The organism is Duganella sp. sic0402 (assembly GCF_019219065.1).
Lineage (GTDB): Bacteria > Pseudomonadota > Gammaproteobacteria > Burkholderiales > Burkholderiaceae_D > Rugamonas.
The window spans coordinates 773,124-787,500 of sequence record NZ_JAHUWK010000001.1; the positions used below are offsets into that span (position 1 = coordinate 773,124).

14 protein-coding genes are annotated in these 14,377 nt (G+C 61.2%); 8 read left to right on the top strand and 6 right to left on the bottom strand.

Annotation, left to right across the window (positions count from 1 at the left end):
- Nucleotides 1–106: 106 nt before the first annotated feature.
- The 6 genes from KW842_RS03250 to KW842_RS03275 are packed head-to-tail and all read left to right on the top strand — an operon-like array spanning nt 107 to nt 4,532.
- Nucleotides 107–808: a GNAT family N-acetyltransferase gene (locus tag KW842_RS03250; protein ID WP_218302632.1), complete on the top strand. Its 702-nt coding sequence runs from the start codon at nt 107–109 to the stop codon at nt 806–808.
- Nucleotides 787–1,029 carry an acyl carrier protein gene (locus KW842_RS03255; RefSeq protein WP_218302633.1) on the top strand — a complete coding sequence of 81 codons (243 nt, stop codon included), beginning with the start codon at nt 787–789 and terminating at the stop codon, nt 1,027–1,029. The genes KW842_RS03250 and KW842_RS03255 overlap by 22 nt, the downstream gene beginning before the upstream one ends.
- Complete coding sequence (locus KW842_RS03260; protein WP_218302634.1) at nt 1,026–1,862, top strand: hydrolase 2, exosortase A system-associated; 837 nt, start codon at nt 1,026–1,028, stop codon at nt 1,860–1,862. The genes KW842_RS03255 and KW842_RS03260 overlap by 4 nt, the downstream gene beginning before the upstream one ends.
- Nucleotides 1,862–2,689 (top strand): hydrolase 1, exosortase A system-associated, encoded by an 828-nt coding sequence (locus KW842_RS03265; RefSeq protein ID WP_218302635.1) that lies wholly within the window; start codon nt 1,862–1,864, stop codon nt 2,687–2,689. The genes KW842_RS03260 and KW842_RS03265 overlap by 1 nt, the downstream gene beginning before the upstream one ends.
- A complete protein-coding gene (locus KW842_RS03270; RefSeq protein ID WP_218302636.1) occupies nt 2,683–3,930 on the top strand; it encodes a glycosyltransferase in 1,248 nt (415 codons plus the stop codon). The genes KW842_RS03265 and KW842_RS03270 overlap by 7 nt, the downstream gene beginning before the upstream one ends.
- Entirely contained in the window at nt 3,927–4,532 is a 606-nt protein-coding gene (locus KW842_RS03275) for a tetratricopeptide repeat protein (protein ID WP_218302637.1), read from the top strand. Before KW842_RS03270 ends, KW842_RS03275 begins: the two co-directional genes overlap by 4 nt.
- Here KW842_RS03275 and prsR read toward each other — a convergent pair whose 3' ends face one another.
- Genes prsR through KW842_RS03290 form a run of 3 tightly spaced genes read right to left on the bottom strand, consistent with a single transcriptional unit; the run spans nt 4,533 to nt 9,224 of the window.
- Nucleotides 4,533–5,873 carry a PEP-CTERM-box response regulator transcription factor gene (gene prsR, locus KW842_RS03280; RefSeq protein WP_218302638.1) on the bottom strand — a complete coding sequence of 447 codons (1,341 nt, stop codon included), beginning with the start codon at nt 5,871–5,873 and terminating at the stop codon, nt 4,533–4,535.
- Nucleotides 5,845–7,860 (bottom strand): XrtA/PEP-CTERM system histidine kinase PrsK, encoded by a 2,016-nt coding sequence (gene prsK / locus KW842_RS03285; protein ID WP_218302639.1) that lies wholly within the window; start codon nt 7,858–7,860, stop codon nt 5,845–5,847. The genes prsR and prsK overlap by 29 nt, the downstream gene beginning before the upstream one ends.
- Nucleotides 7,860–9,224 (bottom strand): TIGR03013 family XrtA/PEP-CTERM system glycosyltransferase, encoded by a 1,365-nt coding sequence (locus KW842_RS03290; RefSeq protein WP_218302640.1) that lies wholly within the window; start codon nt 9,222–9,224, stop codon nt 7,860–7,862. Before KW842_RS03290 ends, prsK begins: the two co-directional genes overlap by 1 nt.
- A gap of 165 nt (nt 9,225–9,389) precedes the next feature.
- Here KW842_RS03290 and nadB point away from each other — a divergent pair, with 165 nt between their 5' ends.
- On the top strand, nt 9,390–11,003 hold the full coding sequence (nadB, locus tag KW842_RS03295; RefSeq protein ID WP_218302641.1) for an L-aspartate oxidase: 1,614 nt from the start codon (nt 9,390–9,392) through the stop codon (nt 11,001–11,003).
- Nucleotides 11,000–11,539, top strand: coding sequence for a GNAT family N-acetyltransferase (locus KW842_RS03300; protein WP_218302642.1), 540 nt, complete (start codon nt 11,000–11,002; stop codon nt 11,537–11,539). The genes nadB and KW842_RS03300 overlap by 4 nt, the downstream gene beginning before the upstream one ends.
- Here KW842_RS03300 and KW842_RS03305 read toward each other — a convergent pair.
- From KW842_RS03305 to nadA, 3 genes are read right to left on the bottom strand one after another with little or no spacing between them, the layout of a single operon-like run.
- Nucleotides 11,526–12,305 carry an ABC transporter substrate-binding protein gene (locus KW842_RS03305; protein ID WP_229223454.1) on the bottom strand — a complete coding sequence of 260 codons (780 nt, stop codon included), beginning with the start codon at nt 12,303–12,305 and terminating at the stop codon, nt 11,526–11,528. The two genes, KW842_RS03300 and KW842_RS03305, sit on opposite strands and share 14 nt — an antisense overlap.
- A gap of 51 nt (nt 12,306–12,356) precedes the next feature.
- Complete coding sequence (gene nadC, locus KW842_RS03310) at nt 12,357–13,223, bottom strand: carboxylating nicotinate-nucleotide diphosphorylase (protein ID WP_218302643.1); 867 nt, start codon at nt 13,221–13,223, stop codon at nt 12,357–12,359.
- Nucleotides 13,220–14,374 (bottom strand): quinolinate synthase NadA, encoded by a 1,155-nt coding sequence (gene nadA, locus KW842_RS03315; RefSeq protein ID WP_218302644.1) that lies wholly within the window; start codon nt 14,372–14,374, stop codon nt 13,220–13,222. The genes nadC and nadA overlap by 4 nt, the downstream gene beginning before the upstream one ends.
- Nucleotides 14,375–14,377: the final 3 nt, after the last annotated feature.

The window sequence follows — 14,377 nt, forward strand, 5'->3', positions numbered from 1 at the left end:
CGGTTTTGACCCGCATCAAAGACTGCATGCGCTTGCGCTAGCGCAAACGGCGCACCAGGCAAGCGTAGTCTAATCAGAACTCCGCGTTCCGATCGGATGACATTCCATGAAAATTCGGTTGCCTATGGGTGTGCTGAACACCTGCCTGTATCTGCTGGCCCGCTTGCTGGAGCGGCTAAGCGGCAAACGCTGGGCGCTGTATCGGTATTTTTTTGTAGCCCAGTACGTAGCGGATACGCCATTCACGCCGATGCGCGGCCAGGACATTCAAATCCAGTCGCCTGGGCCGGACGATGCGCTGCCGTCCAACTATCCCCGTCCTGCCCGTGTCGTACGCGAACGCTACGCACAAGGCGCGCGCAGCTTGACGGCGTGGCGCGGCGGCCGACTGGCAGGTTTCCTCTGGCTGATTCAGGGGACTTACAAGGAAGACGAAGTCCGCGTCCGCTACCAGTTGGCGTCACCCCGCGCATGCTGGGATTTCGACGTGTGGGTGCTACCCGAGGAGCGCCTGGGCTGGGTATTCCGCCGTTTGTGGGAAGCTGCGCGGCAGCATCTGCGCCAACGCGACATACGCTGGAGTTGCAGCCGGATCTCGGCCTTCAATCCGGCATCCCTGCAGGCTCACGCGCAGATTGGCGTGGTGCGGCTCGGCCACGCGATATTTCTTCGCTGCGGCGAATGGCAATGGATGCTCGGCAGTCTGCGGCCTTATTTTCATCTTTCGCGCAACGACGCATCGTGCCCACAACTGATCTTTGACAGCAGCACATTACAGGAGCCGCCATGTCGCAGCTTTCGCAAGTGATCAATATACTAAGATCCACACTGGGCCTCGGCCAATTGCCGCTGGCAGCGGAAACGCCGCTGCTGGGCAGCCTGCCGGAACTCGATTCGATGGCAGTGGCGAACCTGATACTCGCACTGGAACAGCAATTCGGCTTCGAAGTGCAGGACGACGAAATCAGCGCCCGCCATTTCACTACAGTTGGTTCGCTGGCAGATTTCGTCGCCAGCAAAATGGCATGACCGTGGATTCATCGCCGCTCGCCGCCCTGCCGTTTTTTCTTGCGGCTGGCGATGGCGAACGCTTCTGCCTGTACCACGAACCCAATCCCGGCGTTCCGCCGCGCGGCGCCGTCCTGTATGTCCATCCGTTTGCCGAGGAAATGAACAAAAGCCGCCGCATGGTTGCCTTGCAAGCCCGCGCGTTCACGCAGTCGGGATTTGGCGTGATGCAGATCGACTTATACGGTTGCGGCGACAGCAGCGGTGATCTCCGGCAGGCCAGTTGGGACCTCTGGCTTGCCGATCTTGCCCGCGCCCGGAATTGGCTGGAGCAACGTGACCATGGACCGTGTTATGTATGGGGATTGCGCCTGGGCGCCTTGCTGGCCCTGGATCATGCACGAAAATCACATCCGGCTGGATTGATATTATGGCAGCCGTCTTTGAGCGGCGGCGCTTACCTGAACCAATTCGCGCGCCTGCAAAGCGCCGGGCGATTGTTTTCGGATAGCCCAGCAGTGGAACAGGACACAGAAATCGCTGGATACAGAATCTCTCCCTCACTGTCCACGACGATCCGGCAGCTGGATGCGGCCAGCATGCCGCCGCGCTGTCCAGTGCAGTGGCTTGAACTGAACATCCAGCCCAGAGATGCCGCCGGCATGTATGCCGAAGCGGCCGGCGCCACCGCCAGCCTGCAACCAGCGTCGGCGCTGCTGGTTGAACGCTGGCGTGAAGAAGGCGCCACAGTCCACGCGCAAGCCGTCCACGGCGATCCGTTCTGGATGAGCACCGAAATCGGCATCTCGCGCGCACTGCTGGAGGCGACCAGCATCCCTATGGAGCACCAGTAATGCCACAGCAGCGCGCACTCCAGTTCAACTGCCATGACTGCCGTCTGTTCGGCATACTGCATGTGCCGGATGAGCCATGGACGCGCGGCGTGCTGGTGGTCACAGGCGGCCCTCAGTACCGCGTTGGCAGCCACCGTCAATTCGTCCTGCTGGCACGCCATCTGGCCGAACAAGGTATTCCAGTAATGCGCTTCGATTATCGCGGCATGGGCGACAGCGAGGGCGAGATGCGCGGTTTCGAAGATATTCAGGACGATCTGGAAGCCGCCGTCGGTGAATTCTTCAACGCCATGCCACAGCTGAAAGAGCTGGTGCTGTGGGGGCTGTGCGACGGCGCCACCGCGGCCGCGTTTCATGCTGCGAATGACCCGCGCATCACCGGCCTCGTGATGGCAAATCCCTGGGTGCGCACCGCGCACGGCGAGGCGCGCAGCACCTTGCGGCACTATTATCTGCAGCGAATCCTTGACCGCGAATTCTGGCGCAAGCTGGCGCGCGGCGGTTTCAGCCTGAGCCGTGCGCTCGGATCGTTCGGGCAATTGACCGTCGCCGCAGCCCGCCCCACCGCGCAGGTGGAGTCGCTACCCGAGCGGCTTTACCATGCATTACAGCGCTTTCGCGGCCAAATTCTCATTATCTTGAGTGGTGCCGATTTAGGAGCGCGCGAGTTCATGGGCCTGCCGCGCCAGCATAAACACTGGTGCGCGCTGCTGTCGTTACCGCGCGTTCGCCAGGCCAGCATCGCCAACGCCAACCATACATTTTCTCGTCAGGTCTGGCGTGATGAAGTGGCGGATATCTGCGCCCGCTGGATACGCTCATGGTAAAACGCGTACTCATGATCGCCTACCACTACCCTCCGATACGCGGCGGCAGCGGGATGCTGCGAACACTCGCCTTCACGCAGTATCTCCCTCGCTTCGGCTGGCAGCCGATAGTGCTATCGGTCAGTCTGAATGCTTACCCGGTTCATGGCGCCGAAGAAGCTGCGCCGATTCAGGTACACCGCAGCTTTGCGTTAGACATATCACGCCAACTCGCCATTCGTGGCCGATATCCCTCCATACTCGCGCAGCCCGACCGCTGGATATCGTGGTGGCCGGGCGCGGTGTGCGCTGGCTTGCGGCTGATACGCGAGCAACGTCCAGACCTCATCTGGTCCACCTATCCCATCGCCACCGCGCATTTGATCGGACTCACGCTGCACCGCATGACCGGCCTGCCGTGGATAGCGGATCAACGCGACCCGATGCTGGACACGGACTATCCACCGGATCCACGTCGCCGCCGCATCCATCAATGGATCGAGCGCCAAGCCATGCAGCGCGGTGCGGCTGTAGTCTGCACCACGCCCGGCGCGGTGCGCGATCTGAATCAGCGCTACCCCGGCGACAGCCGCAAGCAAATAGCGCTAATTGAAAACGGCTACGACGAAGCCTGCTTTATCGCTACCGAGCGTGCCAAACCGGCGGCCGCATCATCGGGCGGGCCATTTCGACTGCTGCACAGCGGCGTTATCTACCCATCCGAGCGCGACCCAAGCACCCTGTTTGCTGCGCTGGCACGGTTGCAAGCCGAGGGGGCAATTTCACCCAGCAGCTTACGTCTGGTGCTACGCGCCTCCAGTCATGACGATCATTTAAGCACCCTGGTCAATCAACACCGTGGGCTGGCAAACATCATCGAGTTTTCCCCGCCTCTGCCTTATCTCGAAGCGCTGGCCGAGATACAACATGCGGATGGGCTCCTGCTTCTACAAGCCGCCAACTGCAACAACCAGATTCCTGCAAAGCTATACGAGTACTTGCGCTCGCGTCGCCCAATTCTCGCGCTGACGCATCCGGATGGCGACACCGCCGCCTTACTGCGCCGCGCAGGCATCGACACCATGGCGCCTTTGGACCAGGCTTCGAGCATTGCCCATGCATTGCTGCGATTTCTGCGGCAGTGCCAGAAAAATCAAGCACCAGTGGCGCCGTCGTCGCTGATCGCCGGCCATTCGCGCTTGGCCCGCAGTCAGGAGTTGGCGCAGCTGATGGATCGCATCTGCCTCAAGGAGTCACCATGAAATCCTGTATCGCCGCCCTCGCACTAGCCTGCGCCGTCGCACAGGCAGACGAATGTCCCGCCTACGTTAAGCACGATCCGGGCGGCGACTACACTAACGCCGATGATCGCCAAGGCCTGGCGGTGGTCGAAAACTTTCATTTCACGCCGAACGTCGAGCGGCTGCTCCGAGGTGCGAGCGGTGCGCTAGGCGCGGACATCAGCTACACATTGGAGCATTTTCCGAACCACCATCGCGCCTTGTCGGCCATATCACGCCTGGCGCTGCGCGATAAGAACCGCAAACCGCCTGGCGCGCGCTACACCGTCGAGTGCTTCTTTGATCGCGCACTCCGCTATCGTCCGGATGATGCTCGCGTGCGTTCGCTCTATGGCAGCTATCTGCTGGCAATCGGACAGGCGGAAGCCGCTCTAGAGCAGCTGGAACAAGCCGCCCGCCTTGAGCCGGACAATCCCACCGCGCACTATAATCTAGGGCTGCTCTACGTTAAAAAGAAAAACTTCGACCAAGCTCGCGCCAGCGCGCGCAAAGCCTACGACATGGGATTCCCGCTTCCCGGCTTGAAAAACAAACTCTCGGCGGCAGGCGAATGGCGCGACTGATTATTTCAGGCCATGGTGGCTCATCAAATCGTATAAGGTGGGCCGGCTCACACCCAGTAACTCCGCAGCTTTGACGATGCTGCCATCGGCACGCGCCAGCGCCTGCGCCATGACGCGATATTCAGCGTTTTCCCGCACCTGGCGCAGATTCAGGTTCTGCGCGTCGCCATCCGGCAGGCCAAGGTCGGCGGCCGTGATCTGTGGGCCATCCGCCATGATGACGGCACGGCGGATGCAGTTCTCCAACTCCCGCACATTGCCAGGCCACGCATGTGCTTCAATCGCGGCCAGCGCATCTGGACTAAATGACAGTACAGAGCGCGATTCGGCAGCGCAGAACTTGTTACGGAAGTGATGCGCCAGCAGCGCGCTGTCGCCGGTGCGTTCGCGCAGCGGTGGGATGGCCAGCACAATCTCGCTCAAGCGATAATAGAGGTCTTCGCGAAAGCCGCCTTCCGCCGCCAATGCCTTCAAATTACGATGGGTCGCACAAATTACCCGTGCATCGATACTGATTTCGCTGCGCCCGCCCACGCGTTCGATCACCCGCTCCTGCAGGAAGCGCAGCAGCTTGGCCTGCAGGGACAAGGCCATATCGCCTATCTCGTCCAGAAACAGCGTTCCGCCGTGAGCTAATTCCAGCTTGCCCGGCGTTTGCCGCTGTGCGCCGGTGAACGCGCCTTTTTCGTAACCAAATAATTCGCTCTCCAGCAGATGCTCGGGAATGGCCGCGCAGTTGATGGCGACAAAGCGCTTGTCATGCCGAGGACTCAGCTGATGCAGTCCGCGCGCCACCAATTCCTTGCCGCTGCCGGAATCGCCTTGCAGCATGACCGTGGCCGAAGATGGCGCGACTTTTTCCACACTGCGGCAAAGCTTCAGCAGCGCCGGATCGCGGCTGATAATCCCGGCCAGCGGCGAATCAGACTGGATTTGCAGCATGCGCCGGTTCTCCTGCTGCATGCCATGCAGATAAAAGGCGCGCGCGACCACTAGCGACAGCATTTCCATATCCAGCGGCTTCTGATGGAAATCGTAGGCGCCGACGGCAACTGCTTTCAAAGCGTTGCTGCGCTCCTGATTACCCGACAAGATGATCACCTTGGTATCCGGCGCGGCGGCTAATATTTTTGACAGCAAGGTAAGTCCCTCGCTGGCGCCATCCGCATCTGGCGGCAAGCCCAGGTCCATGGTCACCACCGCCGGCTGGTGCCTGCGCAACTGCGCCATCGCGGCCTCGCGGTTGTCGGCGACCACGACTTCGTAGTCGTCCAGGGCCCAATACAGCTGCTTTTGCAGGCCGGGATCATCTTCAACCACCAGTATTTTGTGCTTGCCCATGCTCGAACTCCTTGTACAAAGGTAGCGTAATGCGAAATGTTGTTCCTTCGGAAGGCGCGCTGCTGGCCTGAAGCTGGCCGCCGACTTCCAGCAGATACTCGCGGCTCTCAAAGACGCCGATGCCCATTCCGGATGCCTTGGTCGAAGAAAATGGCTGGAACAGGCGCTCGCGCACAAATTGTTCGCTCATGCCTTTTCCTGTATCGGACACTTCGATGATGGCGTGCCCGCCGCTGGCATAAGCTCGCAGGCAAATGCTCCCGGTACGCGGCGTCGCATCGATGGCGTTCTGAATTAAATGACCGACCACGCGCTCCAGCCGCTGCCAGTTGGCCAGCACGGTCAGCTCGCTCGCGCCGCATTCCAGTGACGGCTTCGGTTCACTGCCGGCATGGGCCTGAACGGCGCGCTTCAGCAGCTGTTCGAGATTGAGCAGTTCTGCCGCATCCGGCATATCGTCTTGTCTTAGCTTATGCAGCAGGTGTTTCATTTTCCCGAGCGAGTGAGACAGTGTTTCCAGCATGTCCTGCTGAAACGCGGGATTGGTCTTGTGCTTTTCTGCATTCGCCAGCAATAGCGACAGTTGCGCAATCAAATTTTTTAAGTCGTGGACGATAAACGTCGACATGCGGCTAAAGGACTCAAACTGGCGGGCTATGGCCAAACGCTCGGCCGAGGTGCGATGCGACAGATAACTCGCTGCTTGGCTTCCTGCTATTTTAAGCACATCCCGCACCTCCCAGTTCACATGCAGCGATACGCGCGGAGGCGCCAAACAGGTGAAACCAAACAGACCGCCGTCCAACAGCAGTGGGATCACAAGCCACAGTCCTTCGCTCCAAGCCGGCGGTGTCGAGTCCTGATAGCGTTCGGGATTCAACCGCCAGTCACGCATGTCCACCACCCAACCACGGTTGGCCAGCAATTGGCACAACGGACTGTCCGCGCATTCCTCCACCTGCGGCAGCGGCCAGTTCCAGCGAGCGGCGGGCCGGTAGTGGCCATCTTCACGCCGCAACCACAGTGTACCGGCGGGACTTTCGACCAGCACCGCCATTGCTTGAATCGCGCGTTCAGCCAGACCATCCGTATCATTGGCCAGCGCGCGGGTGAAACGCTGCCATTCTTCGCGATAATCGTAGCGGCCCTGGTAGAAGTGCTTGCTGATGAACAGTTTGAGCCGGGCACGGGTCGCGCCAGAAAACAGCACAGCGGCGAGCAACAACACCGAGCCGCACAAACAGGCCATCTGCATCAGCGCGCCCCAGGCGCCGCCGACATAGCGTAAATACCAGGCGCTGAGCGCCATCGCCATCAGATACGCAGCAGCGCCGAGTAGTGCTGCCGAATGAAACATAATCTGACGCGACAATTGGAGCGCAGGCGTCCACACCGGACCGCGCGACACGGCAACCGCCAACATCGGCGCGCTCAGAGCATTGATGACGCCCCGCGCCGCCCAGATATCCGGATTAACGCGCCGCAGCAGCATGGCGTCGCTATACAGGTAAAAATCGTAGCAGAACAAGGCACCGATGCCGAGGCAGGCATACTTTATCCCCCATCGGGTGTTCTGCGGCGCGTTGCGATACACATGTTCAACCAGCAGCATGCCGAACACCGACGACGCCAATGGCAGCGAGGCACGCAGCAGCGCTGGCGCAGCCGGCCAGAACGCCACCATTAATGCTGCCGCCGCCGGCAGCGACGCGCAGGCCAGCAAGCGTGCCCGAGCGCTAGATAGCAACAGCAGCAAGAGCAGCCAGCCGCAGGTCCGCAACGTCTCCGCGACATCCGCTGCCGTGCTGCGACCTGCGGTGGCGCAAGCAGCCCACAACATGGTCAGGATTGCGGCAACAGCAATCGCGCGATGATGCGCGGCGGTCCGCCAACTTCGCCACAACAGCCAGATCGCCAGCAAGCCAAATGCGAACGCCGCGACGCCATGGCTAAACGCCGCTACCGGCGAAACGCCATTCCATGGCATTACCGGCCGCCTTTGCCGAACAACACCACCTGCACGGTATCCACTAGGATCAGCAGATCCAGAAACAGGCTACCATTCTTCAAATAGTATAAATCGTATTGTAATTTTTGCAGAGCATCCTCAGTGGAAGCCCCGTAACGGTAGCGCACCTGCGCCAGGCCGGTGATACCGGGCTTGATCCCGTGCCGCACGTTGTAGTACGCGATTTGGTCGCACAGTTGCTCGACAAAGTACGCACGCTCCGGCCGGGGGCCGACAAAGCTCATTTCGCCCCTGAACACATTCAGCATCTGCGGCAATTCGTCAATGCGCAGCTTGCGTATCCAGTGCCCGACCAGCGTTACGCGCGGATCATCCGGCACGGCCCACTGCGGCCGGCCGTCGTGCTCCGCATCCTGCCGCATGCTACGAAACTTCAGCACCTGGAACAAGCGCTTATCTCGGCCTACACGCTCCTGCCGGTAAAACACCGGGCCGCCGTCCTCGACCTTGATAGCCAGCGCGGTCGCCAACATCACTGGCAAAGACAGCAGGCCGATCGCCGCGCTGACCAGCAGATCGAATATACGCTTGATGGTGGCGCGCGTCAGACTCTGATTGAAGCCGCCGCCAAATATCAAATAACTTGGCTGTAGCGAATCGAGTCGTATTTGGCAAGCCTCGCGTTCAAAGAACGCCGCGGCATCCGTCACCGGCACCCCGCCCAGCGCGCATTCGAGCAACTGCCTGACCGGGAAAGCGCCGTTGCGCCGGTCGCCAACCGTCACAATGATTTCATCAGCGGCATAGCGCTGCGCCAGCGTCAGCAAGGGCAAGTCCGCTGGCAACAGCATCCCGGCAGGCACGGCGCGCACCTCGCCCTTGACCGGCACAAAGCCAACCACACGGAACGGGTGAAAACCGATGCGGCCAGTCGCCAGCTGCAGGCATTCGCGCGCCACCGCGCCATCGCCCACGATCATCAGGCGCTGCACCAGCATGCGCGACTGCGCCGAGGTGAACACCAGCAGCCGCGCCGTCAGCACCGCCACCCCGCCAAGCAGAAACACCACACTGCCCGCTCGCATCTCCGGCAATACCATGGCCAGCAACTGCATCACGGCGAATCCGAGTACAAATGATGGCGTCAGGCGCAATACCGTGCTGCGGACGTACCGGCGCGACTGGTCATGCTGGTACATGCCAAAAGTGCTCATGCTGAATACGATCACCAGCGCAAACGCCAGCGCGGCAAAGTAAAGCTGCCCCGGATCGGACAGCCACAAGGGCGCACTGGCAACCGCCGCCGCCAGCAGTATCGACACTTCCAGCAACAGCAGCGTGAAGGCGATTCTCGACACATAATGATGAAAGATCCTGATCACGATAACCTCCCCGGACGGAACTTCCATGATGCGGAACACCTGCGCAGACGTTTTGAGCCACCACAATTGTCGCGCAATCCATCCCATCAAAAGGGCTTTTTATGACGTGACTATGACAAATAGACTATAGTCATGGTTCATTTACCTTCACGTAACGACGTAATCATGAAATTTGATGTTGCAATTGTCGGCAGCGGATTGGCTGGCCTGTCGGTCGCCCTCCATCTGGCTGAGACGCGGACCGTAGCGATTGTTTCCAAACGTGCGCTGAAGGATGGCGCCAGCAACTGGGCGCAAGGCGGCATCGCCGCTGTACTGGACTCGGGCGACAGCCACTCCCAGCACATTGATGACACGCTGATCGCCGGCGGCGGCCTGTGTGACGAAGGCGCCACCCGCTACATCGTCGAACATGGCCGCGAAGCGATCGAATGGCTGATCGAGCAAGGCGTGCCCTTTACCCGCGACGAATCGGCGGAACTGGGCTACCACCTGACGCGCGAAGGGGGGCATAGCCAGCGCCGCATCATCCATGCCGCCGACGCCACCGGCAATGCAGTGCAAACCACGCTGGAGGAAAAAGTCCGCGCCCATCCGAACATCACCCTGTTCGAACACCATTGCGCGATCGACCTGATTACTTCCGACAAGCTGGATAACGGCAAGAAGAGCCACGCACAGCCGAAATGCCATGGCCTGTACGTGCAGGATGAGCGTACCGGTCAAGTGCATACCTTTGCGGCGGAACACACCGTGATGTGTACCGGTGGAGCCGGTAAAGTGTACCTGTACACCACCAATCCAGACACCGCCAGCGGCGACGGCATCGCCATGGCCTGGCGCGCCGGCTGCCGGGTATCGAACATGGAATTCATCCAGTTCCATCCAACCTGCCTGTACCACCCGTACGCCAAGTCTTTCCTGATTACCGAAGCCATCCGCGGCGAAGGCGGCTTGCTCAAGCTGCCGCCGGAAGCTGGCGCCGCAGCGGGCCAGCGCTTCATGCTGGCGCACGACGAACGCGCCGAACTGGCGCCACGCGACGTGGTGGCGCGGGCCATCGACTTCGAGATCAAGAAGCGCGGCCTGGATTACGTCCACCTGGACATCAGCCACAAGCCAGCCGACTTCCTGATCGAACATTTCCCGACCATCTACGCGCGTTGCATGGAACTGGGCATCGACATCACCAAGGAGCCGATTCCTGTGGTGCCGGCAGCCCACTACACCTGCGGCGGCGTGGTCACCGACATGCATGGCCGCACCGACCTGCCAGGCTTGTATGCGGTCGGCGAAACCGCCTGCACCGGCCTGCACGGCGCCAACCGCCTGGCCAGCAATTCGCTGCTGGAATGCGTGGTGATCGGCCGCGCCTGCGCCATGGACATCACCGCCAAGGAGAAAGGCGAAGTGCCGTACCTGCCGGATTGGGACGAAAGCCGGGTGGAAGACGCCGACGAAGAAGTGGTCATTTCCCATAACTGGGACGAATTGCGCCGCTTCATGTGGAACTACGTCGGCATCGTGCGCACCACCAAGCGGCTGGAACGCGCTCAGCACCGGATTGCGCTGCTGAAGGAAGAAATCGACGAGTATTACCAGAACTTCCGCGTCTCGCACGATTTGCTGGAGCTGCGCAACCTGGTCGATGTCGCCAGCCTGATCGTCCACAGTGCCTTGCTGCGCCGCGAGAGCCGTGGCCTGCACTTCAGCCGCGATTATCCCGAGACGCTGGCAAAAGCGCTGCCAACCATCCTCACGCCGCCGGCGCGAAAATGATCCAGGTCCGCCACGCGACGCCAGCCGACATCCCGGCCATGGAAGCGCTGATTGCGCGCTCCGGCATCGCGCTGAGCGCCGGCTTCTACACGCCCGAGCAAGCGCAAGCCGTAACGCGTTATGTGTTCGGCGTGGATACCCAGCTGGTGGCGGACCAGACCTATTTTGTCATCGAGAAAGACGGCCAGCTTGCCGCCTGCGGAGGATGGAGCAAGCGCAGCACCCTGTTTGGCGCCGACCGCACCAAGCAAGGCGCCGATCCGCTGCTCGACCCGGCCAGCGAGGCGGCCCGCATCCGCGCCTTCTTTGTTGATCCTTCAGCTGCCCGCCAGGGATTGGGACGCATGCTGCTACAGCACTGCACCGATGCGGCGGCGGCGGGCGGCTTTCACACGCTGGAACTGGCGGCCACCATGCCTGGCGTGCCGCTATACACCGCCTGCGGTTTTACGCTTGTCGAACCGATCGAGATCACGCTGCATGGCGATGTGAAAGTGCCGCTGGCAAAAATGCGCAAGTCGATCAAGGCGGCGTGACATCGTAACGGCGCGCCAGCTTTTGTAGCTCGCCGCTCTTCATCATCGCCGCCAGCAGACGGTCGTACTGCGCCGGCAGCTCGCGGTAGCGCGGCGCCAGCGGATAGGCGAAGTAAGCATTCTGCACATCAATCAGCGGCGCCAGCGCCAGCACCTTGTCCTGCAATCCCAGCGCAACGATTACCGGCTCGGTATCGCGGCGGTTCGACGCAAACATTTCCACATGCGTGTGCGACAGCATGCGCAAGCCGTTTTCCACTGTATTGGTGACGCTGATGTGCAGCTGCGGCGCGGCGGCCGTAAAAGCCGGACCATAATTCCAGCCGTTGATCACAACGATGCGCCGGCCTTTCAGCAAGCCATAGTCTCCCGCCCACACTGGCATCGCGTCGGCGCGCACATAGAATGCCAGTTCATCCTGAAAAAACGGCTGCTCGCTGTAGCGCAGGACGCGCTGGCGTTCGGGTGTTTTATACGGCGCGACCAGCAGGTCGGCCTTGCCGCCGCCGACCACTTCCATCGCACGGCGCCACGGGTAGATTTCGAAACGGGCCTGATAGCCGTGGCGTTGCGCCAGCAGCCGCACCAGTTCCACACCCAGTCCGGAGAATTCGCCATTGGGCAGACGCTCGAACACACCGACATTCCTGGTGCCGGCCGCCACCAGCTCGCGGCGGATCGGAGGACGTGCACATGACAGCAGCGGCAAGGCGCTCAACGCCATGCCGTACAAGCCAGTCAAATAAAGCCGACGTGCCTTCCGCAAGCGGACCTCCCCTGCCGGAACTCCGGCATCCTGCGGTTTATTCTACGCGGATTAGGCGACGATGCGCAAAGAATAATCGGTCGCGCGAATATCCTTGGTCAGGCTGCCGATGGAAATGCGGTCCACGCCGGTTTCGGCAATCGCCCGCACTGTATCGAAGTTGATGCCGCCCGAGGCCTCCAGCAAGGCGCGGCCGGCATTGATCGCCACCGCTTCGCGCATCATGTCGGTGCTGAAGTTATCCAGCAGGATGGACAGCGCGCCGGCATCCAGCGCTTCCTTCAATTCCGCTATCGACTCCACTTCCACCTGAATCGACACACCTTTGTTCAGTGCTTTGGCGGCCAGCACAGCGTTGGTGATGCCGCCAGCCGCCGCGATGTGGTTTTCCTTGATCAGGATGCCGTCATACAGCGCCAGGCGCTGATTCTGGCCGCCGCCCACGCGCACCGCATACTTCTGCGCCAGGCGCAGGCCAGGCAAGGTTTTGCGGGTGTCGAGTATCGCGGCGCGGGTGCCGGCAATGACATCCACGTATTTGCGGGTGGCGGTCGCCACCCCAGACAGCAGCTGCATGAAGTTCAGCGCGCCGCGTTCGGCGGTCAGCAGCGCGCGCGCCGGACCTTCGATGGTGCACACCACGCTGTCGGCCTTCATCATATCGCCTTCGGCATACTTCCAGTCGATTTCAATCCCGGCCTGCATGCAGTTCATCACGCCTTCAAACCAGGACGCGCCGCACAGTACCGCGTCTTCGCGCACGATCACGCGGGCTTGCGCACGGCCGCCTTCCGGCACCAGCAGACCGGTCAGGTCGCCGCTGCCCACATCTTCCAGCAGCGCCGCGAGCAGATTGGCCTCGAAGGCCGACTTCAACGCGTCGTCAAACGGCGCGAACTTATTGATCAAAGTGCTCATGCAGGACCAATTCCCGAAAACAGTTTAGCTTCTTGTGCCAGATCAGGGCCAGGCTGCACCTTGGCCTTCTTGGCCGCCGCGAAGTCCAGCATGCGGCTGATCGAGGTCACGGCTTTCTTGCCGATTTCCGGATCAACGAAGATTTCATTGGCCGCGCTGATCGCCGGGCTGTCCATATTCTCCAGCAGGTCGGCCAGATTCTGCAGGCCGTTCATCGCCATCCACGGGCAATGCGCGCAGCTCTTGCAGGTAGCGCTATTGCCGGCGGTTGGCGCGACGATGAAGCGCTTGTTCGGCGCCGCGGCCTGCATCTTGTGCAGAATGCCGTTGTCGGTGGCGACGATGAAGGTATCGGCGTCCGACTCGACGGCCGCATTGATGATCTGCGTGGTCGAACCCACCACATCGGCCAGCGCCACCACATTGGCTGGCGATTCAGGGTGCACCAGCACCTTGGCGTCCGGGTACTGCGCCTTCAACAAATCCAGCTCAATGCCTTTGAATTCATCGTGCACCAGGCAGGAGCCCTGCCACAGCAGCATGTCTGCGCCGGTCTGCTTCTGGATGTAGGAACCCAGGTGCTTGTCCGGCGCCCACAGGATCTTCTTGCCCTGCTCGTGCAGGTGCTTGACGATATCCAGGCCGATCGACGAGGTTACCATCCAGTCGGCGCGTGCCTTGACGGCGGCGCTGGTATTGGCATACACCACCACCGTGCGGTCAGGATGCTGGTCGCAGAAAGCGGTGAATTCGTCGGCTGGGCAGCCCAGGTCCAGCGAGCAGGTCGCATCCAGGTCCGGCATCAGGATGCGCTTTTCCGGGCTGAGGATCTTGGCCGTTTCGCCCATGAAGCGCACGCCCGCCACGATCAGCGTCTTGGCCGGGTGATCGCGGCCGAAGCGCGCCATCTCCAGCGAATCGGAAACGCAGCCGCCGGTTTCCTCGGCCAGGTCCTGCAGGTCGGCGTCGACATAGTAGTGCGACACCAGCACCGCCTGCTTTTCCTTCAGCAGACGCTTGATGCGTTCCTTGAGTTCGATGCGCTGCTCGGGGCTAGGCGTCGCTGGCGTGCGCGCCCAGGCGTGGGCGGTGCAGCTGGCGCCGTCTTGTGGATGTTCATACTCGACGGGTTTGATCTCAATGGCTTGCATGAT

What these genes read in the sequence shown, in the direction of transcription:
- KW842_RS03250 (WP_218302632.1), top strand. Translation starts at nt 107, where the DNA reads ATGAAAATTCGGTTGCCTATGGGTGTGCTGAACACCTGCCTGTATCTG.
- KW842_RS03255 (WP_218302633.1), top strand. Translation starts at nt 787, where the DNA reads ATGTCGCAGCTTTCGCAAGTGATCAATATACTAAGATCCACACTGGGC.
- KW842_RS03260 (WP_218302634.1), top strand. Translation starts at nt 1,026, where the DNA reads ATGACCGTGGATTCATCGCCGCTCGCCGCCCTGCCGTTTTTTCTTGCG.
- KW842_RS03265 (WP_218302635.1), top strand. Translation starts at nt 1,862, where the DNA reads ATGCCACAGCAGCGCGCACTCCAGTTCAACTGCCATGACTGCCGTCTG.
- KW842_RS03270 (WP_218302636.1), top strand. Translation starts at nt 2,683, where the DNA reads ATGGTAAAACGCGTACTCATGATCGCCTACCACTACCCTCCGATACGC.
- KW842_RS03275 (WP_218302637.1), top strand. Translation starts at nt 3,927, where the DNA reads ATGAAATCCTGTATCGCCGCCCTCGCACTAGCCTGCGCCGTCGCACAG.
- prsR (WP_218302638.1), bottom strand. Translation starts at nt 5,873, where the DNA reads ATGGGCAAGCACAAAATACTGGTGGTTGAAGATGATCCCGGCCTGCAA.
- prsK (WP_218302639.1), bottom strand. Translation starts at nt 7,860, where the DNA reads ATGCCATGGAATGGCGTTTCGCCGGTAGCGGCGTTTAGCCATGGCGTC.
- nadB (WP_218302641.1), top strand. Translation starts at nt 9,390, where the DNA reads ATGAAATTTGATGTTGCAATTGTCGGCAGCGGATTGGCTGGCCTGTCG.
- KW842_RS03300 (WP_218302642.1), top strand. Translation starts at nt 11,000, where the DNA reads ATGATCCAGGTCCGCCACGCGACGCCAGCCGACATCCCGGCCATGGAA.
- nadC (WP_218302643.1), bottom strand. Translation starts at nt 13,223, where the DNA reads ATGAGCACTTTGATCAATAAGTTCGCGCCGTTTGACGACGCGTTGAAG.
- nadA (WP_218302644.1), bottom strand. Translation starts at nt 14,374, where the DNA reads ATGCAAGCCATTGAGATCAAACCCGTCGAGTATGAACATCCACAAGAC.